The sequence below is a fragment of the Pseudomonas maioricensis genome, assembly GCF_022790535.1.
Lineage (GTDB): Bacteria > Pseudomonadota > Gammaproteobacteria > Pseudomonadales > Pseudomonadaceae > Aquipseudomonas > Aquipseudomonas maioricensis.
On the sequence record NZ_LOHG01000011.1, the window covers coordinates 162,725 to 188,670 of the forward strand.

Annotated in this window: 19 protein-coding genes; 10 read left to right on the forward strand and 9 right to left on the reverse strand. The window is 55.1% G+C overall.

The annotated features are described in order from the left end of the window. Positions 1–113: 113 nt before the first annotated feature. Together nhaA (AUC61_RS18165) and AUC61_RS18170 are read right to left on the reverse strand one after the other, a co-directional pair. On the reverse strand, positions 114–1,463 hold the full coding sequence (gene nhaA / locus AUC61_RS18165; RefSeq protein ID WP_243247568.1) for a Na+/H+ antiporter NhaA: 1,350 nt from the start codon (positions 1,461–1,463) through the stop codon (positions 114–116). Positions 1,464–1,606: 143 nt separating this feature from the next. Then, positions 1,607–2,929, reverse strand: a complete 1,323-nt coding sequence (locus AUC61_RS18170; RefSeq protein WP_243247569.1) for a chloride channel protein — start codon at positions 2,927–2,929, stop codon at positions 1,607–1,609. Between the two features lie 236 nt (positions 2,930–3,165). On the opposite strand from AUC61_RS18170, the gene AUC61_RS18175 reads away from it, so the two are divergent. The 4 genes from AUC61_RS18175 (at position 3,166) to AUC61_RS18190 (ending at position 8,768) form a co-directional block, all read left to right on the forward strand. After that, on the forward strand, positions 3,166–4,122 hold the full coding sequence (locus AUC61_RS18175; protein WP_243247570.1) for a TAXI family TRAP transporter solute-binding subunit: 957 nt from the start codon (positions 3,166–3,168) through the stop codon (positions 4,120–4,122). 80 nt (positions 4,123–4,202) lie between these two features. Next, positions 4,203–6,230 (forward strand): TRAP transporter permease, encoded by a 2,028-nt coding sequence (locus AUC61_RS18180; RefSeq protein ID WP_243247571.1) that lies wholly within the window; start codon positions 4,203–4,205, stop codon positions 6,228–6,230. Further along, positions 6,227–6,607 carry a DUF1850 domain-containing protein gene (locus tag AUC61_RS18185; RefSeq protein WP_243247572.1) on the forward strand — a complete coding sequence of 127 codons (381 nt, stop codon included), beginning with the start codon at positions 6,227–6,229 and terminating at the stop codon, positions 6,605–6,607. Before AUC61_RS18180 ends, AUC61_RS18185 begins: the two co-directional genes overlap by 4 nt. A gap of 463 nt (positions 6,608–7,070) precedes the next feature. Continuing rightward, the gene (locus AUC61_RS18190; RefSeq protein WP_279291073.1) at positions 7,071–8,768 is read left to right on the forward strand and encodes a BCCT family transporter; all 1,698 of its coding nucleotides are present in this window, start codon (positions 7,071–7,073) and stop codon (positions 8,766–8,768) included. 203 nt (positions 8,769–8,971) lie between these two features. Here the strand turns inward: AUC61_RS18190 and AUC61_RS18195 are convergent, their stop codons facing one another. Together AUC61_RS18195 and AUC61_RS18200 are read right to left on the reverse strand one after the other, a co-directional pair. Then, positions 8,972–9,694, reverse strand: a complete 723-nt coding sequence (locus tag AUC61_RS18195; RefSeq protein ID WP_422765481.1) for a 3'-5' exonuclease — start codon at positions 9,692–9,694, stop codon at positions 8,972–8,974. After that, positions 9,691–11,571, reverse strand: a complete 1,881-nt coding sequence (locus AUC61_RS18200; RefSeq protein ID WP_243247574.1) for a DUF294 nucleotidyltransferase-like domain-containing protein — start codon at positions 11,569–11,571, stop codon at positions 9,691–9,693. Before AUC61_RS18200 ends, AUC61_RS18195 begins: the two co-directional genes overlap by 4 nt. A 290-nt stretch (positions 11,572–11,861) precedes the next feature. Between AUC61_RS18200 and nhaA (AUC61_RS18205) the strand changes: the two genes are divergently transcribed. The 3 genes from nhaA (AUC61_RS18205) (at position 11,862) to AUC61_RS18220 (ending at position 15,379) form a co-directional block, all read left to right on the forward strand. Then, a complete protein-coding gene (gene nhaA / locus AUC61_RS18205) occupies positions 11,862–13,064 on the forward strand; it encodes a Na+/H+ antiporter NhaA (RefSeq protein WP_243247630.1) in 1,203 nt (400 codons plus the stop codon). A gap of 729 nt (positions 13,065–13,793) precedes the next feature. Beyond that, the gene (locus AUC61_RS18215; protein ID WP_243247631.1) at positions 13,794–14,303 is read left to right on the forward strand and encodes a ferritin-like domain-containing protein; all 510 of its coding nucleotides are present in this window, start codon (positions 13,794–13,796) and stop codon (positions 14,301–14,303) included. 200 nt (positions 14,304–14,503) lie between these two features. Further along, the gene (locus AUC61_RS18220; protein ID WP_243247575.1) at positions 14,504–15,379 is read left to right on the forward strand and encodes a manganese catalase family protein; all 876 of its coding nucleotides are present in this window, start codon (positions 14,504–14,506) and stop codon (positions 15,377–15,379) included. Positions 15,380–15,805: 426 nt separating this feature from the next. On the opposite strand, the gene AUC61_RS18225 is transcribed toward AUC61_RS18220, so the two are convergent. Further along, a complete protein-coding gene (locus tag AUC61_RS18225) occupies positions 15,806–19,933 on the reverse strand; it encodes a CheR family methyltransferase (RefSeq protein WP_243247576.1) in 4,128 nt (1,375 codons plus the stop codon). Between the two features lie 415 nt (positions 19,934–20,348). Between AUC61_RS18225 and AUC61_RS18230 the strand changes: the two genes are divergently transcribed. Beyond that, a complete protein-coding gene (locus AUC61_RS18230; protein ID WP_243247577.1) occupies positions 20,349–21,128 on the forward strand; it encodes an OBAP family protein in 780 nt (259 codons plus the stop codon). Between the two features lie 591 nt (positions 21,129–21,719). Here the strand turns inward: AUC61_RS18230 and AUC61_RS18235 are convergent. The 4 genes from AUC61_RS18235 to AUC61_RS18250 all read right to left on the reverse strand — a co-directional run bounded on the left by AUC61_RS18235 (position 21,720) and on the right by AUC61_RS18250 (position 24,487). Then, positions 21,720–22,220 (reverse strand): YciE/YciF ferroxidase family protein, encoded by a 501-nt coding sequence (locus tag AUC61_RS18235; RefSeq protein ID WP_243247578.1) that lies wholly within the window; start codon positions 22,218–22,220, stop codon positions 21,720–21,722. 724 nt (positions 22,221–22,944) lie between these two features. Beyond that, the gene (locus AUC61_RS18240; RefSeq protein WP_243247579.1) at positions 22,945–23,226 is read right to left on the reverse strand and encodes a DUF1652 domain-containing protein; all 282 of its coding nucleotides are present in this window, start codon (positions 23,224–23,226) and stop codon (positions 22,945–22,947) included. Positions 23,227–23,526: 300 nt separating this feature from the next. Further along, complete coding sequence (locus tag AUC61_RS18245) at positions 23,527–23,967, reverse strand: DUF421 domain-containing protein (RefSeq protein WP_243247580.1); 441 nt, start codon at positions 23,965–23,967, stop codon at positions 23,527–23,529. A 7-nt stretch (positions 23,968–23,974) separates the two neighbouring features. Next, positions 23,975–24,487 (reverse strand): hypothetical protein, encoded by a 513-nt coding sequence (locus tag AUC61_RS18250; RefSeq protein WP_243247581.1) that lies wholly within the window; start codon positions 24,485–24,487, stop codon positions 23,975–23,977. Positions 24,488–24,883: 396 nt separating this feature from the next. Here AUC61_RS18250 and AUC61_RS18255 point away from each other — a divergent pair, with 396 nt between their 5' ends. Together AUC61_RS18255 and AUC61_RS18260 are read left to right on the forward strand one after the other, a co-directional pair. Next, positions 24,884–25,321 carry a DUF4174 domain-containing protein gene (locus AUC61_RS18255; protein ID WP_243247582.1) on the forward strand — a complete coding sequence of 146 codons (438 nt, stop codon included), beginning with the start codon at positions 24,884–24,886 and terminating at the stop codon, positions 25,319–25,321. 158 nt (positions 25,322–25,479) lie between these two features. After that, positions 25,480–25,935, forward strand: a complete 456-nt coding sequence (locus tag AUC61_RS18260; RefSeq protein ID WP_243247583.1) for a GNAT family N-acetyltransferase — start codon at positions 25,480–25,482, stop codon at positions 25,933–25,935. Positions 25,936–25,946: the final 11 nt, after the last annotated feature.

A 25,946-nucleotide genomic window follows, 5' to 3' on the forward strand; every position in this document is an offset into this window, starting at 1 on the left:
GAGTCATTTGAGCGAAGCATTGATACAAGCCCTTGACCTGATCGGTTTAATGAACCCCGGCAAACTGCTGTAACGCCGGGGCCCGGACCACAGGTTGGGGGTGTGATGACGTTTCAAGCTCTTTTATGAAACGTTATCTTCCCCCAAATCAATCCTATGACTGCTGCAACCGAAGAGGCTGCCAGCACGCTGAGTTTGGCGGACGACAGTAACGCAGCATCGGAAAACGCCAACGATGCAATAAAAATAGACATGGTGAAGCCAATCCCTGCCAACAGGCCGACTAGCCCTACTCCACTCCACGTCACGCCAGCAGGCAACTTGCAGACGTTAAGTTTGACCAGAGCAAAGCTGGCCAGCATCACGCCCAACGGTTTTCCAAGCACCAACGCCAGCATCACACCCACAAACACTTTCTGGGAAAGCGCCTCATCCAGATTGGCACCCGCAAAGCTCACACCTGCGTTAGCCAGTGCGAACAGGGGCATGACGCCAAAAGCCACCCATGGGTGCAACCCAATCTGGATTCGCTGTACGGGTGGCAGCACTTCGCGCTGCGCGTGGCGCAATTGCTTGAGTGGTTCTGCGACCGCCTGCGGATTGTCTTTGGCCTGAGAAAAGCGGTCCATTAACTCATGGAAGGTCCGCCCGATTGTCTCCAGTGGACGCTCCGTTGCGGGCTTGGAGTTCACCGGCGTCATGAGCCCAAGTATCACTCCCGCCAGCGTTGGATGAACTCCAGTCTTCAACAGACCAAACCAGACGATGGCACCTGGCACAACATAGGCGTATGCCTTTCCTATGCCCATTCGCTGTAAAACCAGTACCAGCGCCAAACCGCCCAACGCGACCACCAGCCCTAGATAATCCAGGCTCGCGGTGTAAAAAATCGCGATGATCAAAATCGCGACGATGTCATCGATAATGGCCAGTGCCAACAGCAGAATCCGCACGCCACTCGGGATAGATTTCCCCAGCAAGGCGAGTACCCCGACCGCAAAAGCAATGTCCGTCGCGGTAGGCACAGCCCACCCGGCACTCGCCTCGCTACCGTGATTGAGCAGTGTATAAATGATCGCCGGCATCATGACACCGCCCAGCGCCGCCCCTAAAGGCAGTGTCGCGAGTTTCATATTCGCCAGTGCGCCGTCCTTGATCTCTTGGCGGATTTCAGCCCCAACCACCAAAAAGAAGATCGTCATCAGGCCATCATTCACCAGAAAATGAAGTGAGCGGGAGACGCTGAAATCGCCCACCCCCAAGGTGACTTGCGTGTGCCAGAAATGCTCATAGGATTCGGCGACCGGACTATTGGCCCAAATCAGAGCCGCCAAGGCCGCGAGCAAAAGGACGATCCCGCTGACCGCTTCAATATGAGAGAACCGCTCCAGCGCAGAAAACGCACGTTCGGTTAAAACCTGAGGACGGGGAATGACTGCAGAGGCCGAGTTTTTTTCAGACACGATAACGCTCCGTTGGCGGCCCGACCAACGTTTGAATTTAACCTGCGCAGTGCCGTATGCAACAACGCACCCAGCGCGATCATAAGAAGCTGGCGGATCAGATGCAAATTGCCATAGCCCAATGCGTCCTATGCAGCACGGCTCTACTGCCTGCCCTGACGAGACGCTGATTCATCCATCGAGGGCTGGATAAAGCCGCGAGCCAACTGCTGATACAGCTCAGGCCCCATTCTTGAACTCACTGCCTTGGCGATCAGGGCGACAGCCATCAGGCTGATCACCATAGAGTGGCTGTCGATCATTTCCATGACGATGATCGCGGACGTGATGGGCGACTGGGTAACTGCAGCCAAAAAACCGACCATGCATAGCGCGATCATGGGCTGCGCAGCCAGGCCGAACAGATCAGCGACGTTTGCACCTACGGCGGCCCCCACGGCCAGGGCCGGTGCAAAGATGCCGCCGGGAATGCCCGAGAAATAAGTCACCACCGTGGCGAGAAAACGCGTGATTGGTGCGTGCCATGGCAGGCTGATTTCGGAAGCGATGACATGGGACGTGATGCCGTACCCACTGCCAAAAGACATGCCACCGCTCAGCCAACCCAATATCGCCACAATCAAGCCACAGATCCCGGCAAACCAGACGGGATGGCTGGCGCGCCACTCCCAGACTACAAATCGACGATGTCGCTGAGGCCACAGCAGCATACGGCTGAACAACCCGCCCAGCAACCCGCAGCCGACACCGATCGCCATCACTGGCGCGACGATATCGACATTGATGCCCTCTATGTCGAAATGACCGAAGTAGTTGTAATTACCTTGCAAGGCAATGGCGACCATCCCCGACAGGATTATGGTACTGAGCAGCACCCCGCTGGTGCGGGTTTCCAGCTTGCGTCCCAGCTCTTCCACAGCGAAGGCGATGCCGGCCAGAGGGGTGTTGAACGCGGCCGCAATACCTGCCGCACCACCGGCCAGAATCAGGTCTTCAGCCCGGATGATCCGCGCGTTGGGCAAGAACCGATGAAAGAAATGCATGATCGAGGCCGCGACCTGCACGGAGGGACCTTCGCGCCCAGCCGAAAAGCCCCCAGTCAACGCCAATGTGCCGAGCCCTATCTTGGCGAAGGCTATCCGCAGCGACACCAGACCGTCCACGCGCTTGCCCTGATGAACCAAGCGTGTCGCCGCAATCACCTGCGGGATTCCACTGCCCTGAGCACCGACAAAAAAACGTGTCGTGAGCCACACCACCAGCATGCCGATCAGTGGGGTGTAAATGAAGGGAAGCCACGGCCGCTCGGCAGTCTGCTGGGCAAATTGCGCCAGGGCCATATCGGCTAAACGAGCAAACATAACGACCAGCAGGCCCGCCATGGTCGCGGCCGCCCAAAGCGTAATACGAGTGCGCCAGCGCATCGACGCGAAACGACGGCGTATCAGTATTATCGGTTTGATCACTCGATGGCTTCCAGTTGCGGTTCAGCACTCTGTGTCAGCAAGACTACCCAATTAAACCGCCACGTCCAAATGCCCGACACCGCTGTTTGCACGCCTATGCTACCGAGACCGGACAGCTTTACGGTTCTCGCTATACACCTGCGCAAACATTGGCTAGCAACTCGCCAACTTTTTCGCCTGCATCAACTACAGTGCAATGACTCTGGATAAAGCCATAACAAGACGGAGCATTCCCAATGCGAGTAACACAGCGCTTCACCCTTCTGGCCGCTGCGGCAACCCTGGCAGTAGCAACCACCGCTGCACAGGCTGCACCGGTGTTTATCAATGTACTCACCGGTGGCACTAGCGGGGTTTATTATCCGATCGGGGTTGCCCTTTCACAAATCTACGGTGAAGCAATACCTGGCGTGAAGACCTCGGTTCAAGCCACCAAAGCGTCGGTGGAGAATTTGAACCTGCTGCAGTCCGGGCGCGGAGAGTTGGCTTTTGCCCTCGGTGATTCGGTTGCCGACGCAAAAAATGGTGTGGAGGACGCTGGATTCAAAGTGCCGCTGACCAAGCTGCGCGCCATTGCAGGGGCCTATCCCAACTACATTCAGATCGTGGCCAGTAAGGAATCAGGCATCAAGACGCTGGCGGACCTCAAAGGCAAAACCGTCTCAGTCGGAGCCCCAAAGTCAGGCACGGAGCTCAATGCACGGGCGATTTTCAAGGCGGCCGGATTGACCTATGAAGACATGGGTAAAGTTCAGTACCTGCCCTTCGCTGAATCTGTCGAACTGATCAAAAACCGCCAGTTGGACGCCACACTACAGTCGTCCGGGCTTGGCATGGCGGCGATTCGCGACCTGTCCTCGGTCATGCCGTTGAACTATGTCTCGATCCCCGTCGACGTGGTGGCGAATATTGGCAACCCTGCCTACCAGAGCGCAATGATTCCGGCCAATACCTATGATGGGCAACCGGAGGCAGTACCGACGGTTGCGATCACCAACATTCTCGTTACTCGTGAAGATGTTCCGGATGAGGTTGCCTATGAGATGACCAGGCTGATCTTCGAAAACCTCACGCGTCTGGGCAACTCTCACTCAGCAGCCAAAGACATCAAGCTGGATAATGCCGCGAAAAATCTTCCCATCCCACTGCACCCGGGTGCCGAGCGTTACTGCAAAGAAAAAGGCGTGCTCTAAACAGGCAAAGTGCAGAGGCGCCACGTGCCGCCGCACCGACACGTCGCTCGATTTCAATGCAGTCATGAGGCAGGCAGCACATGAGTGAAGATCAGCACGGTATTCCCGCGAACCCGCGGGACTGGCCAAAAACCTTGTTTTATGTAGCGCTGGCGTTTTCGATCTTTCAGATCATCACCGCGGCGTTTGCACCCATCTCCAGCCAGATATTGAGGGCCGTCCACGTTGGCTTCCTCCTTTGGGTGGTGTTTCTGAGTTATCCGGCTTATGGCAAAAAACGCCCTTGGCAACCTTTGGCCTGGGTACTAAGCCTGGCCAGTATTGCCACCGCACTCTATCAGTGGGTATTTGAGGCGGATCTGATTCAGCGCTCTGGTGACCTGACCACCAGCGACATGGTGATCGGGCTGGTCTTGATCGCGCTGGTGTTCGAGGCTGCCCGGCGGGTGATGGGCATCGCACTCCCGGTGATCTGTGGTTTGTTCCTGGCTTATGGTTTATTGGGGGAGTACCTGCCCGGTGATCTGGCCCACCGAGGGTATGGCTTCGACCAGATCGTCAACCAGTTGTCTTTTGGTACCGAAGGGCTGTACGGAACCCCCACTTACGTATCCGCCACCTACATTTTTCTGTTCATCCTGTTTGGTGCATTCCTTGAACAGGCTGGCATGATCAAATTGTTCACTGATTTCGCCATGGGACTGTTCGGCCACAAAACCGGAGGGCCAGCGAAGGTAGCGGTTGTTTCTTCAGCACTGATGGGCACCATCACCGGCTCGGGCATCGCGAATGTCGTCACTACAGGGCAGTTTACTATTCCGCTGATGAAGCGCTTCGGCTACCGGGCAGCGTTCGCTGGCGGGGTGGAAGCAACCTCAAGCATGGGCAGCCAACTGATGCCGCCCGTGATGGGCGCAGTGGCATTCATCATGGCTGAAACCATCAACGTGCCTTTTGTAGAGATCGCCAAGGCTGCACTGATTCCCGCTATCCTCTATTTCGGCTCGGTATTCTGGATGGTTCATCTGGAAGCCAAACGCTCCAGTCTACAGGGACTGCCCAAAGACCAATGCCCCAGCGCGCTGGGCGCTGTAAAGGAAAACTGGTACCTGCTGATTCCTCTGTTGGTGCTGGTCTATCTACTATTTTCGGGACGCACCCCGCTGTTTTCCGGCATGGTTGGGCTGGCATTGACTGCCATTGTGATTCTCGGTTCGGCGATCATCCTCAGGGTATCCAGCTTCGCTTTACGCTGCGCATTCTGGATTGCGTTGGGGGTGCTGTGCGTCGGCTTTTTCCAGTTAGGGATCGCAGTGATCTTCGCGGTCATCGCAGTTTTGGTAGCGGTCTGCTGGTTTATCAAGGGCGGTCGCGAGACCCTGACTATATGCCTGCATGCACTGGTTGATGGCGCACGTCACGCAGTACCAGTCGGGATTGCCTGTGCATTAGTCGGCATCATCATCGGTGTGGTTTCACTTACCGGTATTGCATCAACCTTCGCTGGTTACATTTTGGCAATTGGCCGGGACAATCTGCTGTTGTCACTGATCCTCACCATGATCACTTGCCTGGTTTTGGGCATGGGGATCCCAACCATTCCCAACTACATCATTACCAGTTCAATCGCCGCACCGGCCCTGTTGGAGCTAGGGGTTCCACTGATTGTGTCGCATATGTTCGTGTTCTATTTCGGCATCCTTGCTGACCTCACCCCGCCGGTCGCTCTGGCTTGCTTTGCCGCTGCGCCGATTGCCAAAGAGACAGGATTCAAGATAAGTCTATGGGCGGTACGCATCGCGCTGGCCGGGTTTGTCATTCCATTCATGGCGGTTTATAACCCGGCACTTATGCTGCAAGGTGACAACCTGTGGATGACCGCGTACATGCTGATCAAGACAACCCTGGCCGTGGGCCTCTGGGGCATGGCCTCCACCGGGTATCTGCAACAGAAAATGCCGGTATGGGAACGCTCACTCAGCTTCATCGCCGGAGCTTTACTGGTAGTGGCTCTGCCGTTGACCGATGAGATCGGCTTCGCGCTGGGCTTATTATTGATCGGCCAGCACTACTGGCGCGCTCGTCAGTCAGGCTTGGCGAAAGCATGATCGGTTTGTGTCTGGGCCTTGCAGGTGTGGTGTGGGCCCAACTCCCCCTCTCCCATTTCACGCTCGCCTGGACCCACACCATCGAAAAAATCCGCTGGGAGGAAGACTATCGCGTCACCGAGCAGGGCCTGCTGTTGGGTGAGGCCCGGGTCCGTGGGGCTGGCGCGGGCATGGAGATCCCGCCAGACGCACAACTTCAAAACGGCAGTTGGCATTACCACCGTCAAATGCCGCCCCTGCAGCCGCTCAAACTTGCTCGCACACCGCAAGCTGGTGACTTTCAGCTGTGTTTCGATGACGCCTGCCACTTGATGAGCGAATGGGTAGGAGTACCCAATAGCAGTGACGCGTCAATAGAGCTCTGGAGCTGTGCGTAAGACCAAGGCCGCGACTGCAACTGACCTGGCAACAGAACAGGTTGGATAAAAAGCGTGCATTAATCTGCCTTAAGAAAAATTTAGTTTAAAGGACGGGCTTAGCGGCCCAAAATCCTGCCGCCGTTAGAGTTCACACCATCACTGCACATTGCCTGAGTCGCGTGTGAGCACTGCGCACAAGGCGTGATTTTCAATTCAATGATCAGCTCTAATGTTCAGCGTTCTGACGGACATAAACGATCGCTTACCAGGCCTGTGACCGCAGCCTGGTTGACCTCATAAAGTTGTTCTCAAGGGTGAATGGCTTCGCTCCAGAGATTGCAACTGACGCTGATCCCCCGATTGCTCGGGCGGACAACCCACACCCTCGGCACCTGACAGCCGATTGATTGTTCGATCCGACTGGGGAACCAAGTATCTCGTTCTACCCTCGGAACAGCGGGCATCAATATAAATGCACGCAATGCGTGCCCTAACCAAGGAGGCTCTCGTGGGTCAAAATCCAAAGGATGATCTACCCGTCAATCCTCAGCCCGTCAGTGAGGACGGCATTCCTGCTCCCAGCGGTGCCGCTAATCTCATTGATACCGACTACGTCATCGGCCAAGACAACATAAAGGGTGACTTCTCCTTTTCGCTCGATATCCATGGCAAAGTTTTCATCATTTCGGCAGCTGCAATATTGCTGTTCGTCATTCTGACATTGGCGCTACAGAATGAGGTCGAACCCCTTTTCAGCTCCATCCGCGACTGGCTGACCAGCCACCTTGCATGGTTTTTCATGAGCGTGGCGAACGTGTTTGTTGTGCTGTGTCTGGCGTTGATTGTTTCCCCGTTAGGCAAGGTTCGCCTGGGCGGAAGAGACGCCAAACCAGACCATACTTACATTGGTTGGTTTTCAATGCTCTTTGCCGCCGGCATGGGTATCGGACTGATGTTCTATGGCGTTGCCGAACCTATGTCGCACTACGCCGCGTCAATGGGTGGTGTCACTCTCGACGCTAATGGGGCGCGTACCGACTGGGCTCCGCTGGCAGGTGCTGCAGGCGATATGAAAGGGTCCGCCGACCTGGCGATGGCCTCAACAATCTTCCACTGGGGACTGCACCCTTGGGCGATCTACGCGATTGTTGCTCTGTCCCTTGCTCTTTTTTCTTACAACAAGGGTCTGCCGCTCTCAATACGCTCGGTCTTCTATCCATTGCTGGGCGAGCGTGTCTGGGGATGGCCAGGGCATATCATCGATATACTCGCGGTTTTCGCCACGCTCTTCGGATTGGCGACATCACTAGGGATCGGTGCAGAACAGGCAGCTGCGGGGATTGAGTATCTATTCGGTATCAAGTCCACGAACCTGAGCAAAGTTGTGCTGATCATTGGCATTACACTGATCGCACTATGGTCGGTTTTGGCAGGTCTGGACAAAGGCGTGAAGCTGCTGTCCCAGATCAACATGGGTTTGGCGCTGTTGCTGCTGCTGTTCATTATTGTAGTGGGCCCGACCCTGGCAATTTTCAGCGGGTTCTTCAAGAACCTGGTGACCTATGCAGAGTACCTTCCGGCACTATCCAACCCCTTTGGAAGAACTGACACCGAGTTCACTCAAGGCTGGACTGCGTTCTACTGGGCCTGGTGGATCAGTTGGTCGCCCTTTGTCGGGATGTTTATCGCCCGTGTCAGTCGTGGCCGAACAGTTCGAGAGTTCCTGGTCTCGGTGTTGCTGGTACCTACACTCGTCTCAGTGTTGTGGATGACGACGTTCGGCGGAACGGCGATTGACCAGGCCACGGTCCAGGGATTTGTCGGTGTCAAGGATGCCGTTCTGGAACTCAAATTGTTCGCAATGCTCGGGCATTTACCGCTCAAGGAAATCACCTCGTTTCTGGGGATTATCCTGGTCATTGTCTTCTTCATTACGTCCTCTGACTCAGGATCGCTGGTGATCGACACCATCACAGCTGGTGGCAAGGTCGACGCGCCTGTCCCGCAACGCGTGTTCTGGGCGGTTATCGAAGGCGTAATCGCTATCGCTTTGCTGCTTGGGGGTGGTCTGATCGCATTGCAGGCGATGGCAGTTTCTACCGGCCTGCCCTTCGCGATCGTACTGATGCTGGGCTGCATTTCGCTGGTCAAAGGCCTGATGTCTGAACCCCGAGCCTGACGCCTGAAGGGTTCGCCATTATCTTCAGGAACTGCGGGGCTGTAACGCTTCTGGAAGCGTTGCTACCTCGCAGTGTGGCATGAGGATGGCTGACCTGTTCCTGCCCATTGTGAACAACAGGTACCCGGTTCAACCAGCCTCCCTGGCGCCGAAAAGTCTCTGCGGTTCTACGCAATAAACCTTCGATTACCCAAGACAGCCGGTCAATCCCATAACGCCCCGACGGGAGTCGACGAGGAGTAGTGTTTGGCTACTTGCGCCTGCAGCAACTCGGCAGTAGCAAGGGCATCGGTTAATGCGTGATGCGCATGGTAGTTTGGCAGGTTGTAGCGCACGCGGCTGTCAGCCAGCCTGATCGAGGGCTGAGGACGACGCAGAAGCCGGTCGAGCCATCCCGGTTTCTGTCTGTGCATTCGTGCTTCCAGCTGCATGGTGTCAATGACCGGAAATTGCAGCCCTTCTCCCAGGTAACGGCGAAACGCCTGATCAAGAAAGCCTCGCTCCATATTGCGGTAATGCACAACCATCACCTTCCCTGCCATCGCACCCAACAGGGCGTCCACAACCTCCGTCAGGGGGGGAGCCTGCAAAATATCGGTATGGGTTATGTGGTGGAACGTGATCGATTGGTCACTCAGCCCTGAGGGAGGCTTGATCACCCGATAAAATGCCTGACCACAGCATACACGTTGCAAGCTGAACGGCATCAGCCCGATGCTGACAATGCTATCGCTCTGCGCATTGAGGCCGGTCGTCTCCACATCCATGGCCAGCAGTTGCACTTGCTCTATGGGGGTGTTTGCGTCGACGACGCCAGCTTCATAGAAGCTTCGCACGCAAGGATTAATCGCGTTCTTAGCCAATGTCTGAAACCTGTCGGCCCACTCCACGGTTTCAGGTTTGCTTACGGAGCGGCCATTCATCATTGCGGCTGACGCCCTTTGCCCGGATAGCGAAACCGCAGAAAATTCTGCGCATTGCTCAACACCTGAAACGCCTCTTTCAGGTTGTGCCTTTCACTGGTCGAAAAGCGCTCAGGCTCGATGTAGTTATCGGGCGTCGTGCCCTGCTCCAGGGCGTCTGCTTGATGCCGGATGCGGACCATGGACAAAAACTCCAATGCGTAACGCAGATGCTCAACTGCATCGGGCTGTAAACGCTGGGTCGTGCTGATTGCATCGAGGCGATCAAATGAGTTCTGCGCCGTGCTGGCGCATGCCAGAGCATGGATGCGGATGAGATCGGTCAGGGGCGCTGTTCCCCTGCCCTTCAAATTGATGATTCTCTTCTGCTGGCCGTCTGTTTCCACTACAAAAGTACGGAAGAATCCCAACGGAGGTGTACGGTTCAGCGCGATCCGGGCCATTGCGTTAAGAAACCCGGGATGGGTGCTGGATTTTTCCGCACACAACGTCTTGAGTTCCTGAACGAGATCTAGCTGGCCATAGACACCATCGAGGTCGAAAAAAATACAGCTGTTAAGTAGCGTCGCAGCATTTGGTTTTTCAATCCATTGCTCAAAGTAGGCCCGCCAGACCCGTAACGGCTGCCGCCACTGATCATTGGTGGCCATCACCCCACCCTTGCAGTAGCTATAACCGCACGCTGCGAGGCCATCACTGACGAATGTGGCCAGACTGTGAAAATAACCGTCATGCAGGACGGGATCGAACCGATCATCCAGCACCAGAGCGTTATCCTGGTCGGTTACCAGCAGTTGTTCATCTCGTGCCATCGAGCCCAATACCATGAAGCAGTACGGTACTGGCGGCGGGCCGAGTTCTTTCTCCGCCAACTCAATCAGACGTTGGGTAAAGGCCCGGCCAATACCTGAAATAGCGCTGCCAATCATGTGCGCAGTCGCGCCGTCCCGCACCATGCGAATGTAGGTCGCGCGAAGATCGCGGAGCAACGAGCGCAGTCCCGCGACAGACGTCTGATTGGATATTCGGTTGACCAGGTACAAGCTACTCTGGGACTCGTAACGGATGATATCCGACAGATTAATCAGCCCTAAGGTACGGCCCTTGTACACGACTGGCAGGTGATGAATATTGCGCCTCAGCATCACCAGCATGGCCTCGAACACCGAGTCATCTGCCTGTATTGCTACGGGATCACTGGACATGACTTCACTGATAGGTGTAGACACCCCACTTAGCCCCAAGGCAACCAAACGGGTACGCAGATCACGATCAGTGACGATACCGACCATCTTTGCCGCTTCGCCTTCAACCGCAGCCATAACCACAACACAAGAAACACTTTGTTCGGTCATGACTTTAGCGGCGTCATGCACCGAGGTATCGGATGCGACCCAAACCAGCGCACGAGAAATCAAAGCGCGACTTTTGAGCTGGATCAACTCGCTTGCACGGCCTTGGGCATCGACGGCGGACTTGAGTCTGGAGTGGCCTTCAGCCTCAACGAAATCGGCAAAGGCATCGTGTTGCGCGCATAACTGAGCGAACACCTCTGCGGGAATAAAGTAAATCAGGCTGTCTTCCAGGGCCCGGGCAGGAAAGCGAACTTTGTTGCTGCGCAGCAAACCTGCCTGGCCAAAGATGTCTCCTTCAACGAGTCGGTTATAGAGCTCACCATTTCTGCGATAAACCTCCACTGCCCCGCTGCGCACGTAGTGCAGATCCTGAATGACCGCTCCCGCCTCAAGAATATCGCTGCCGGCCTTGAAATAGCTGACTTCAACGCGCCGGGCGATAGCATCCAGCGATGCCTGGGGCAAGGTATCGAAAGGTGCGAAGCGTTGAAGATGGTCGCGAATCTCCAGTAACTCGATTTGCATGGAACCTCAAGGTTGATGAACAAGGTGGGTTCGGCGAAGTACCCGGGCAGTATTGGTGCTCCAGTCATGCGCCACCAAATCACATGTCAGAGCGATGTTCAACCAACCTGTGCCCGTGTGAAGAACCCCGCATGGGGAACCGTCGTAATCGCTGTATGTCCTCGTAGCCAGCAACAGGTCGTCTTGTCATGCACATTTGTGTAACATGCCCCGCTGGGTGTCACCGCACAACGCGGCATGGCAGGTTTAACTTAGCGCAGGTCGGGCCGCCGCGCGGGGTTATCGCGCCTATGAACCTGGATCCCTCACGTCTTGAAAAAGACCATAGCCATCGTGCAACACCTGCCACGCTGGCTTTTCTCACCCGCTTTTTCGCTGCCGAATCCGCTGGCGGCCTGATGTTGATGGCGGCTGCGTTTGCCGCTCTCGTCGTCGCCAACTCCTCATGGTCTGAAGCTTACTTTTCAACCCTGCATATCAAGCTATTCGGTCTCTCGATCGAACATTGGGTCAACGATGGGTTGATGGCTATTTTCTTCATGCTGGTCGGCCTCGAAATCAAGCGTGAAATGCTCGTGGGTCAGTTATCCAGATGGAGCCAGCGCGCACTTCCAGGCTTTGCCGCACTGGGAGGGATGCTTTTGCCGGCATTGATCTACATTGCCATCAACTGGGGAAATCCTGAAACCCTGGGTGGGTGGGCAATCCCTGCGGCAACGGACATCGCCTTTGCGTTGGGCGTTTTGTCCCTGCTGGGCAAGCGCGTTCCTGTCTCTTTGAAAATTTTTCTGTCTGCGCTGGCGATTCTTGATGACCTTGGGGCAGTGGTGATCATCGCACTGTTCTACACCAGCGGTTTATCCATCAGCATGCTCCTGGCTTCGCTGGCCGTGATTGTGTTTTTGCTCGTGCTCAACCGTTGTGGAGTGAAGAGGCTCTGGCCTTACCTGATGGCGGGCGGTTTGCTGTGGTTCTTCATGCTCCAGTCCGGCATTCACGCAACCTTGGCGGGAGTCATTCTTGCACTCTGCATTCCGCTGGGTGATTCGAACAACGAGCGAAACTCTCCACTTCTCTATCTGGAGGAAAAGCTGCATCCGTGGGTTGCTTTCGCCGTCGTGCCCGTCTTTGGTTTTGCCAATGCAGGGGTGTCTTTTGCAGGCATGTCGCCAGGTAATCTGATTGATCCAGTGCCGCTGGGTGTTGCTTTGGGGCTCTTGCTGGGTAAGCAAGTGGGCGTGTTCGGTTTCTCAGCGCTGGCCATTCGTTCAGGTCTGGCAAAATTGCCGGAAGAATGTGGTTGGTTCCATCTATACGGCATAGCACTGCTATGCGGCATTGGCTTCACGATGAGCCTGTTTATCGGGGCGCTCGCCTTTGCCGGAAATCCACTCCTGGTGGATGAGGTAAAGGTCGGTGTGTTACTCGGTTCTGTGCTTTCCGCTGCTCTAGGGGTTGCTGTTCTTCTCAGCGCCAGACCGCTCCGGCTCTGAGAGTCCAAAAGCGTTATACAACAGCCTGTTTGGCTGATCATTTGGCCTTTGCACAAACCCTGGAGCTCCATTCACTTCCAGTGGATTGCTACATCGGGGGTGTATCTGAGGGCATGCTTTGAATGGTTTGAAAAGGATGCCCCCAGCCTGACGCTCAACAATCCCCTTCCTGGAAAACCACTCTCTGCTCGCCGCCGAAGTGTTACGGCGAGTAGATGGATACATGGCGACCTCCAGAGGAACGATTTCAGTATCGTTTACTGGCTTCCGTTGTCATGGGACGGGCCCATGTCACATGTAGCCCTTGTGCGGCCGACGTAAAGGTCAAGTGCCGGGTGGCAGCTTCAACTGCGCGCCAGGTCGCGGTGGGCGGCAGCTCTCTCATAAAGTCAGTATCCAGCGGGTTATGATGAACGCTCGCTCATGATAGAGCCCAACCCACCCAAAGCGTCACTTAGGGAGCCATCACGTTAGCGTGAGCGGCTTCCACTCTGTCAGGTTCCGCCTGGAATCGGCTCAGATCGTGCGTACAAGCAACTATCACCTCCGTAAGACGCGCCGCACGTTGGCGCGCTTGCAGTTTGAATATGACGATACGGCTATGGAGAACTGATAGACACGCTTCGGCCATTGCCCCCTGAAAAGTCCGTACGGGGCCGATCATCACGCTGACTGAACTCTCGATAAACACCTGCATCCATCGTGTACCTTCACCAAGAGGATGTTCACATGGCTAGCCCAAAAGAAAACCTGCTCGATTGGCTTCGCGATGCCCACGCTATGGAGCAACAGGCGGAGAAGATGCTCACTGCTCAATCTGAGCGCCTTGAGCATTATCCCGAGCTCAAATCCCGGATCGATCAGCACATTCAGGAAACCCTCGGTCAGCAAAAATTGATCGATGAATGTCTGTCCCGCCTTGGCGGCAGCGCTTCGACGATCAAAGATCTGACCGGCAAGCTGATGGCGTTTGGACAAGCCGTAGGCGGGTCAATGATGAGCGACGAAGTTGTCAAAGGTGCGATGGCTGGCTACGTATTCGAGAACGTAGAAATCGCTACGTACAAGGTGCTCATTGCGGCGGCGCAAGCGGCTGGCGATGCCCAGACCCAGGCAGCTTGCGAACAAATTCTTGCGCAGGAAGAAGCTATGGCCAAATGGCTTCTGGAGCACTTGCCCGAGATTACGAAAGCCTTCCTGATCCGGTCAGAAAATCCCGACCTCGAAGCTAAAAAGTGACGCTTTGGGCACAGCCGCTTATTGCGGCTGCTGCCCACCACTCAGTCCATAACAGGCGAAAAAGTGGGAACCTTCTGAAGCAAACCATTCGTCAACCCAATCAAAAACTGCTGAAATTTTCCGCTCAATCCTCCGCTCATTAGTTTGCAAGCGCAGTCATCCGAAGTGATGACATGACCCCGTGAACGAGAGGAATGAACATGTTTCTACACAATAAACGTCTTCAGTACACCGTCCGTGTTGCTCAGCCCAATCCAGGTTTGGCGAATCTTTTACTTGAACAATTTGGCGGTGCCCAGGGAGAACTGGCGGCCGCTGCTCGCTACTTTACCCAGGCATTGGCAGAAGAAGATCCAGGCAGAAAAGACCTTTTGATGGATATCGCTACCGAGGAGCTGAGCCACCTCGAAATCGTCGGGTCAATCATTGTGATGCTCAACAAAGGTGCAAAGGGTCAACTGGCGGAAGGTGTACAGGAAGAGGGCGAGCTGTACCGTGCCATTAACGGTGCCGGTAACGACTCCCACATCACCAGCCTGTTGTACGGCGCAGGTGCGCCATTGGTGAACTCCGCGGGTGTTCCCTGGACAGCCGCTTACATTGACACCATTGGTGAACCTACTGCCGACTTCCGCTCGAACATCGCCGCAGAAGCCCGCGCCAAGATGGTTTACGAGCGCCTGATAAATGTGGTGGACGATCCGGGCATCAAAGACGCGCTGGGCTTCCTCATGACGCGTGAAATAGCGCATCAGAAATCGTTCGAGAAAGCTCTCCACTCCATCCAGCCGAATTTCCCGCAGGGCAAACTGCCCGGTATGCCTGAGTTCGCCCGAACCTATTTCAACATGTCCAATGGCGAGCCAAATTTGCGCGGTCCCTGGAACAGTGAGGATGAGTTTGAGTACGTCGAAATCCCGCAGCCGGCAGTCGATGGCGGTGACGGTACAGCATCGGTAATGCTAAATGACGCCGAGGCGACCACACTCGAAATGATGAAGCTGCGAACCGCATCTGACACAACCGCAAATCCCGTCACGGGTGCGGACCTTGGCTCTGGTCTGGCTCAAAAATAAAGCGCGACATAAAGCAGACTATGGGTGCCGGGACTCCAGCACCCATCTTTGATTGGGAGATATGGCATGCGAATAATCAGAGAGATAGCCAAATCAGAAGCTATGGAAAGCTTTATCGCCCGCCCCAGATTCGCGTTAGGCGCGACGATTTTCTTGGCGGGAACCAGCCTTTTACTGACTGAAGCTCTCAAGGTCATTTACAGGTAGGTCAACGGCGACGGGAACCGCGCAATCAATTCCAGCTCGGCAGAGCTGCAGCGTCTGCGCAAAGGCAGTGCGCCGCTGTCACGGCACAGGAGACAGACGGGTCACTGATACGGCGATGACAGATGCTTAACGGTAATAGAGGCCAGCGACCCCACCAACATGATCGCTGCCATGACAACGATGTCGCCCACCTGAAAATACGTGGGCGACATTACCTGTTTAGTCCCGTGCCACAACCAACTCACGAATCAGCCTGATCAAATCTTCCAGTGCCACGGGTTTACCAAGGGAGGCATCAAAACACCCCTCCCCTTGGTAGTTCGCTCCCTCACCCGCTCCATATCCCGTAAGCGCAATCGCTGGCAGTGTTGTGTAGTCCGGCAGTTTGCGCAGCGCGGCAAGAAATTGATGACCGTCCATACCTGGCAGCCCTATGTCGGAAATGATCACGTCGAAGCGTTGCGATGGTGCCACGGTCAGCGCAGTTGACGGATGATCGAATGCTTCTACCTGTCCATCCTCCAGTTCAAGCAACAACTGCAGCGCTTCCAGAACCTCGGACGAATCATCAACCAGCATTATCCTGATACCGGAGAGTTGACCACCGTCAGCATCGAGACCCTGGGCATCTTGCTGACCCGACACATCTGCCAACGGCAACTCCACAGTGAAGCATGAGCCTTTGCCCGCCCCCTCGGAATACGCATGAATTCGCCCATGATGGCTTTCCACCAGTTGCTCGACCAGCGCAAGGCCAATCCCCAACCCAGCCCGGCGCTGACCCGCAGGATGGTGATCAGCTTGTCCAAACATCTCAAAGATGCGTTGCAACTGATCTTTCTCGATGCCTGGCCCCGTATCGGTTACCTCGATACGTACCCACTGCTCCTGCTGCGTTACCACAACGCTCACATCGCCTTCGGCCGGAGTAAATTTGATGGCATTACTCAGCAAGTTCCAGATGATCTGTTCGATTCTGGTCTGGTCTGCGTGAATGAACAGGCTCTGCTGCGGTGTCTCGAACCGGATCTTGCAACCTGGCTCGGCCTTGAAGACTACCTGTCTGATTTCGTTGACCACCGCCACTATATCGAGCGTCTTGCATTGCAACTGCAATTTGCCATTACGTACCCGCGCAACATCCATCAGGTCATCGATGATGCGTGCCTGGCTAGCAACTGCGTCGGTGATGGTGCCAATGGCTTTTTGCAGCGTCGGGTCTTTTTTCGCGACCGGAAGCCGCCGAGCCACCTGAGCATTTAACTGAATAAGATTTAACGGATGTTTGAGTTCATGCGACATGACCGCAAAGAACTGGTCCTTTTGCTGGATAGAGTTCAGTGACTCCGCAAGGCTCTGCTGCTGTTCTTCCTGCAACTTGATATGGTCAGTCATATCGCGCGCGATTTTGACGAAGCCCTGGAAACCTTTGCTCGCCAACGCGGTGACCTCACCACTGCAATAGAACCTGCTGCCGTCCTTGCGCACATGCCAGCGCTCGTCATCGCTACGGCCATGGGTACTGGCAGTGGCGAGCTCCGTTTCCGGAACACCTGAGCGTTGATCCTCGTCGGAAAAAATGAAGCGAAAATGCCTGCCTTCGGCTTCCTCTCTGCTGTATCCAAAGGTGTGCCACGCGCCTTTGTTCCAATCGGTAATGATGCCCTGCTCATCCAGCACCACGATTGCATAATCATGGGTGCTTTCCGTTACAAGGCGCATTCGCTCTTCACTCAAGCGAAGTTCCTGCTCCGCCTCGCGGCGGGAGGTGATATCAACAAAAGTGAGAACGATCCCACCGATCTGATCCACGTTGGACCGGAAAGGCAATACCCGCACGATGTACCAGCGGCCGCTGGAACTGGCGATTTCCCGCTCGATGCCCTTTAGCGATTCGAACACCGACATGGCATCGTCGATCATTTCATCGTATTTAAGCCGGTGAGTGATATCCATCAACGGGCGGCCAGCGTCTACCGACCGCATGTTGAAAATATCGGTCGCCCTCGGGGTGAACCATTTGATTCGCAGTTCTCTGTCAACGAAAACAGTCGCGATGTCGGTGGAGCTGATCAGGTTACTCAGGTAGTCGTTGACCTGGTCTGTTTCCTCGACCTTGATCTTCAACTCGTGGTTCACCGTCAGAAGCTCTTCGTTGATCGACTGCAACTCTTCCTTGCTGGTTTCCAGCTCTTCGGACGCGGACCGCAGTTCTTCATTGATCGCCTGCATTTCCTCATTGGAGGCCTTGAGCTCTTCGCTGGAGACCTCCGCCTGCTCGATCACTTCCTGAAGTTGCAATTTGGTCCGCTGCAACTCGCGGTCCAGATTGGAAAGCATCTGGTTCTCTGACTGCACGGACACATCGGAGCTGACGTTCTGCGCGTCTATCTCCTGCTCGCTGAACAGGATGTACAGGCAGTTGAGCTCTGTTACCGAGTCGGTGAAAGGATGCACTTCAATCTGCACCTGATAGTGCTGTGCGTCGCGCTTATGGTTAACGGGACGCGCTCTGGCGGATTGCCCGGATTGTTGAGCCTGGAAGATCGTAGTACGCAGTTCCAGACGCAGGTCGCCGCTGACCAGCGACAGCAGATTATTGCTGACTTCTCCCGTCATATGCTGCAAGTAGCGGCCAGCCCCCTGGCTGATATAAAGCACATCCGCTTCGTTATTGATAATAATGCTGGGCGGGGAAAAGCGTTCTGCAGCCCGGTGGTAAAGCTCGACCGTTGACGGCTTTTTGGCCACCCGGGCGTCGCTGGGCTGGGACGCCGAAATTGTTCGGGCATAGCCACCACGAGGCATCGCCGGCAGTCGATGGGTGTTCGGGCCGCTGCGCGCGCGAAAGATGCGATTTTTTTTGTCCAGGGTCGTGAATAGTTCAGGGCACGCATCGGCTGATTCCGAAGTGCCAAGAAACAGATAACCTCCCTCGCGCAGCGCAAAATGGAACATCTGCAAAATCTCGCGCTGAACGTCGCGATCAAGATAAATGAGCAGATTGCGACAGACAATCAGGTCGATCTGCGAAAAAGGCGGATCTACCAGCAGGCTATGTTTGGCGAACAGAACGCGCTCGCGAATGTCTTTGCGCACCCGGTAGTTGGTGTCCTCCTTGACGAAGTAATGGCGCAACCGTACAGGCGAGACGTCGGTGACAATGGCTTCGGAATAGAGCCCATTGCGACCGGCACCAATAGCGCGTTCGTCAATATCGCTGGCGAATATCTGGATCTTGAGATCGGAAGATATCTCGGCTTTGTAATCGTTGAGCAGAATAGCGAGCGAGTAGGCTTCCTCACCCGTGGAAGTGCCCGCAGACCAGACACGAATTTCCTTGGCACTATCCGGGTGTTGCTGACGGGCGAAAAGCTGCGGCACCACTTCGCGCTCCAGCGACTCAAAAGAATCACGATCGCGAAAGAAATTGGTCACGCCAATGAGCATGTCATCAAGCAGCGCCTTGGTTTCTTCAACGTGCTCCTCTATGTAGCGATAGTAAGACGGTAAATCAGGTTGCGTTGTGACCTGCATTCGCCGCTCGATACGACGTAGAACAGTGGCCCGCTTGTAGTGCCGAAAATCGTGTCCGGTGCCTGCACGCAACTTGGCGAGAATATCAAGCAACGCTTGCTCGGCTTGTTCGGCCGCCCGCTCATCGAGTTTGGGCGCAGGACCAGGAAGAATGTCAGCGGCATTCGGCAGCTGGATGCGCTGGGCGTTGTGCCATAACTCCAGAATCTTCTGCGGCAGCTCGACCACCGGCAGCACGAAGTCAACCTGCTGAGTCTTGATAGCTGCCTGCGGCATCCCGTCGTACTCGGCATCCTCCGGGTGCTGGGCAAGCGTCACCCCGCCTTGCTCTTTGATACGCGATAAGCCAACGGCTCCGTCAGAGCCGGTACCTGACAACACGACGCAAAATGCGCGCTCTTTATGTACATCAGCCAGGTCGCGGAAAAACAGGTCTATGGTCTCGTGACCGCCATGCCTGGGGACCGGAGGCAAGGCGCGCAAATAACCATCGTTCATGGCCAGGCGTTGCCCTGGGGAAATGACGTACACATGGTTGCGTTCGATGGGTAAGGCAGAAGTCAACTGTGTGACCGGCATTTTGGTTCGGTTGGCGAGTAGTTTGCCAGCGCTGCTTTGGTGCTCGGGAGACAAGTGCAGCACCACCACAAAGGCCATTCCGCTATTAGCCGGCATGTGCTCGAAAAAGTGCTGAGCAGCCTGCAGTCCGCCTGCAGAGGCCCCAATGCCGACTACTGGAAAATCAAGGTGGCTGGGCTGGGTATCATTGCGCTGAGGGCGGCCTACGCCGGCATTTTCCTGGGTGTTCATCACGTAAGTCCTATCGTGGCCGTACCTATTCTGTAAGTTACCTCTTAGAGCAAGCTTGTTAGCTACGGTCGTCCATGGCGAACAAAGAATCTGCAGCAAGCGAACACCTGGAAAAGAGATGGTATTCATAATAGCGCATAGGTGAAGCCCTGACGTCATGCCATGAAGATGCAACGTGACGTTGGCAAAACGCCTGCACCATTAACCGCTTGCGGTGATTCCTAGTGATGCCATAGAGATATCAGCTGACTCGACCGGATAGTTGCGCCTGATTAACGGGAGGTCTCACGACAAGTGCCTTCGCGCTGCGAGCTTCATCCGCCCGCGGTAATACTGACAGAACCCTCATGGGCTATCGGCGTCTACCGGTGCATGCAGTCGACGATATCCAACCACTTTGATACGAGGGGTCAACATGGTCGCCGAGCTTAACTCCGAAAAAAACACATCAACGACAGGTAAGCTGGCCATCGCCTGTTTCGTCTCATCGGCAATCGCAGGATGTGCCGGGAGCAACAGCGCATCTCCGGTCGAGGCACCGGGTAATCCCGCCACGGTGCTCACCAGGACTCTTGAGGCTGGAGCAGATGCGCTTCAGTCCCGCCCGCCTGTCGCGGCACTCAATACATACCTGGATGGCTTCCACTTTTATAACGGCGACATGAAGGCGCAAATGGAAGCTCATCACTACTGCTCAGTCCTCAATGAAGAGGTGATTCAGTGCGTGATCTATGACGGCAACATGAAGGATGCCAAGCTGATGGGCGTGGAATACATCATCAGCGAGCAGTTGTTTTCTACTCTGCCTCCAGCCGAGAAAACGTTATGGCACAGCCATGTTCACGAAGTGAAGTCTGGCCAGCTCATTGCTCCCGGTATCCCTGCGGCGGCTGAACACGCCTTGATGGAAAAGCTGGTTCACACCTATGGCAAGACGTGGCACACCTGGCATACCGATCAGGACAAACAACTGCCCTTGGGCATGCCTCAGCTCATGATGGGTTTCACAGCCGACGGCCAGGCCGATCCATCGATGGTCATGCAGCGCAACAAACGATTTGGCATTGATAGCGCAGCAGAGAAAAAAGCCCGAGAGGACATCCCTGCGCCAAGCGTGCAGCCCGGGGCAGACGCCTGGAGTGACGGCAAGGTGATTCAGATTGATGACCCTTCTAGCGCCCGGCACTCTCACTAGCGCGGAACTGGGGACCCTTGTCCTCTCAGGCAGCACGTCGACTTAAGTATCGAGTAACAACACATCAGGAGCGACTGACTAATGGGCAAGGACAGTGCAATCCTCGTTGCCGGAATTTTCAACCAGCTTCGCGTCCTCCGGGAATCCGTGATGGTTCTGGAGGCCGCCTAATCTGACTTGACGTCGCTCCAGGGCTCGCAAACGATGGATATTGAGGGGGCTGTCCATCTGTCTTTCATGAAACTTCAAGATCAGATCGCTGGAATGGAGGAGACCCTGGCATCCATTGCAGAGGCTACCGGTGAGATACCCAAGTTGTGAGTTCAGGAAGAGCGAGGTTGGCCCTTGAGAGTTCATCCACCCCACGACCTTCACGGGCGGATTGACTCGGTACCCTGTCGCTGCCCGCTTATAACTTCTGCAACCGTCGCGCCTTCAGGGGCTGAGCTGGCCATTCGGAAACTGTGTTACTGACTGGAAGCGTTGAACGTTGCTTCACGCGGTACATCAGACATGATCGGGTTCCCCGTACAGCCACCTGTACAGGACAAGCGGCGCCGTTGCAGCGCCGCTTGCTTCACCTCAACGCTGTCACTTGGATTCCAGCGTTGCGGCCTGATTACCGCCTTGCTCCGCAATCTTTGTCAGCTTTTCATCAGCGCCCTTTTCCTCAGCGAGCGTGGCAGCCAACAACGCTGCAGCGTCATCAAGTTTAAGATGTTTGGCCATTGCCAGCAGAGTGCCATAGGCGGCTATCTCGTAGTGCTCAACCTTCTGCGCCGCACCAATCAACGCCGCATCCAGAACGGCCCCCTTCTCGATCTCTTCCAGGATCTCTTTGGACTCTTCAACCAGCCCCTCCATGGCCGCGCATTTCATGCGTTTCAACTTTAACCCGGTTAGTTCCACCAGTTGATCAATACGCTCGATCTGACCTTGGGTTTCCTCAAGATGTGAGTTGAAGGCATCTGCCAGCAGCGGGTTGGTCGCCGCTCTCGCCAAACGCGGCAGCGCTTTGGTGATTTGCTTTTCAGCACTGTAAACATCGGAAAGTTCATGGATAAACAGGTCTTGGATAGTTTTTCTAGCCATTTCAACACTTCCTTCTGATCAGTATGCCGTCGCCTCGTCGCGGCGTTCGCATGGGATTTACATTGCAGTATTTGCAATGCACGAAAAACTGACCCGGTTGATTTAGGAAGTGTTCAAAGAATTTTCACAGGGGCGGATAAAAGGTTCAGAGATCACTCAAGGCTGAACCAAGCCCGCCGCACTTTCCCACCCAGCGCGCGATCGCGCCTATGTTTGTGCAGCAATAAGGGATGTTTTAACGACGTGCGCGCGAACATGTTAATCGCGCCTGAGGCGATCAGATCAGTAGAATAGATTGCGGTCACATCAGGGCATTATCACGAACACGCCTATAAGAGGCGTCGTCAATAACCAATGCTTATCAGCATTCGTTGTGACAGCCCGACTTGGTTGCCGGTGATGTTGTGAAAATAAACACGCATACGTCCCGAGAAACAATCGCAGACAGATAGACGAGTCGGCCCTCATGGACAGACGGCTGACCTCATCCATTCGTGCTGATGAGATTCGCTTTGGCAACGCGGGCCAGGATGAAGCCAGGCCTGGCCGGCGCTGCCAGTCACGACGGTTGCCTACTTGTGTTCATCGGCCTTGCCCTCTTGCATCTGAACAGAGGATCGAGTGCCGTCCGTATTGGCTTTGGTCGTAGTGTCGGAGTTCTCGAAGCAGCCGTGCAGTAACACTACAATGCTCAAACCTAGGAAAATGTGTAATTTTTTCATCTTCACGCCTCGTTCACACGTTTACTGGAAGCGAATTTCCTTTCTTGACTATTGGCATTCGCGAGTCGATAGCGAACATCGCCAATGAGCTCCGCTATTGCTCTACTGGTCGACAGACCTTTGAAATCCAGATCCGGAATAACGACAGATATCAGTGGATGGTTGTTTAACGTCACGCGAAGCGTATGCAAGCCATTATCTTCGCTGAACAAGCAGTGATCCGGCAGTAGCGCACGCTCGATGATGTATTTAATTTCCAGGGCAGACAAACCATAATTATCCATGGGTAAATCCTCAAAAACCTCACTTCCAAGTGAATATTTATCATATGAATCTGAGGCGAAGCGCCAGGCACTCACCTTATTAACATCCGACTAAGTGAGCTCTCGAAACGCTTTATTTTTTGAATCATTTACCGACGAATGGCAGCATTGCCGCTGCGCTTTCACAGGACACCTGTTTATGTAGCTGCGCTACTTGTACGACTCTTGTATAACTTACGTTTCGTAAACTGATGTTTGCCTGCTATCAATGCGATTATCCGAAGCAACATCTGCGGTGAAGTCATTCACCGCCGAGATCTGTTAGTCAGGAATGATCGAGATCTTCCCGTTGCGCTCCAGAATGGCGTATTTGATCTGCTCTACTCGCTCGACCCCCTGCCCGATTCTTGCAGCTTCCATGATGTCATCTTCCTGAATCCGCGCTTCGTGCATGCGATGGCGCAAAAATGCGCCGTTCTCCACAACAATGGTCGGGCCCCCATCGATCAGTTTTGCGACCCGCTTGAAGCGACGTTTGATCAGCGAAAACCCGATGTCGATCACCATGAGCGTGATGATAACCAGAATGGCATTAGTGACCGAAAAATCATCCCCAAGTAACGCTTGCTGGGTGGCTTCACCGATGACCATCAGCAAGACGAAATCAAACGAAGTCAGCTCTCCCAGAGATCGTCTGCCTGATATTTTGAACAGCACCATCAACGCAAGATAGATGGCGCCCGCGCGCAAGACTGCATCCATGTGGCACCTATGGGTAGATAAATTGAGTGATCGGAATGTGGCCACCACCGGCGATAGCGATCTCGCTTCTGATGAGTCCCAGGCCACTGCTTTTCCAGGAAACGTAAAGTGTCGCGTCTCCCCGTTTATCAGCCATCAGCGTAAGCGCCAGACCCTCGGACGTGCCTGTTGAAGTTATCGGCTGTGGCTGGATTGAATCGATGCTGAAGCTTTCCAGCATGCCCTTGCCAATCAGCACTGTGACCGTTTGACCGGCTTTTCCCTGCGTTCGTATGATCATCGAGTTCGAGCCGCCGCTGCGATGGAAACGCTCATACTCCACAGTCAGATCCCCTGGATCACTGACGGCTACGAGCGAGCTGAGCGGCCCCCTAGAAAATAAGCCAAGCAGGGTCAGGATCACCACCGCCAGAAGCACGTACCAACCTAAGCGCTCGAACTTCCAGACCTTGCGTTGCAACTGGATATCCTCGATCACTGGATGCTCGCGATCCTTCATCTCATGCTCTAACACGCCCATGTGCCTCGCCCCGATAGATGACCAATCATGACCCTGAGAGTCGCCGACCACACCGTTCTCAATGGAGCGCTCGCCCCCTGTCATAGTTCCAGAGCATCATGATCCGACCACGGCAGTGAGGTAGCCAACGCTTGAATAGTCCAGACTGGCCGGGATCAATCCGGGTCCTGACAGCGGTCTCAAAGACCGCCTGGCAAAGGAATGGCAAGTAGTAGTACTCGCGGATGGGGTACTCGCACCTCCAGGCGTCTGACGGCACCGAAGGTTCGCGCATGTGTCGACTTAACGGTGCGTCGCGCTGACGCTTGGACAAAATGCCGACCTTTGGTCCGTCATCCCGATCAGACCGGCAGTAACGAAGTCGAATATTTCAACCCACCCGCTCAGGAGATGCCGATGAAAAGCTATATAACCCCGCTGGCCTTGCTGCTTGGTATGGCGGGTAGCCAGGTGATGGCTCAGACTTCGTCCAACCCCCTGGACAGTGAGCGCTGGCAGTCCCGGCCGCTGATCGTGGTGGCGCCCAACGCCGGCGATGCTACCTGGCTGCAGTTCGAGCAGGACCTGATGAAGCCTGCCAACCGTGAAGCCTTCGTCGACCGCGAAATGGTGCTGTATACCGTGGTGGGTGGAGTCGGTAAACGCAATGACCAAGCCCTGGACCCGCGCGCGACCTCAGCTCTGCTGAGCAGCCTTGGCGTTGAGCCCGACGGCCCGACCCGGTTGCTGCTGGTAGGTAAAGACGGCGGCACAAAAATTGACCAACACGCGCCACTGGACGTCAGCGTGGTCTTCGCGACCATCGACAAAATGCCGATGCGGCAGAATCGCTGACCCGGTGATTTCTCGACCTGTCGCGGCCTTGAGCGCAGAATTGACAGGGCAAGCGTCGTGACGGGACGTTAGTGTCCGGTTGTGACCAGTAGTAATCCCTTCCTCCCCCGCCGCGCCTTGTCTGACGATCAATTAACACCTGCACAAAAGAGTACCCGATGGGCTACACCATTCGAAAAGCAGTCAGCCAGGACGCTACAGCAATAAGCCTGGTCATCGTGACCACACTGCGCGAATCCAATGCTCAGGATTATTCGCCAGACATCATTGAGTCCGTGCAGCAAAGCTTTTCACCATCGGCGATCCTTGGCTTTCTAGCCAACCGGCAGGTGTATGTGGCGAGCATCGACAGCCATGTCATCGCAACGGGCAGCCTCGATCAGGACACTGTCCGAAGTGTATTCGTTGACCCGGCCCATCAGGGGAATGACATAGGGACTCAGCTGATATCGACACTCGAGGCAACAGCTGCGCTGAACGGAGTGAGACGGTTGCGGGTCCCATCCTCGATCACTGCAGAAGGATTTTATCGCTCGCTGGGTTTTCAGAAAATCAGGGACGAGTTTCACGGTGCCGAGCGCACCATCATCATGGAAAAAGTTCTGGCCGTATGATCCGCGCCCCT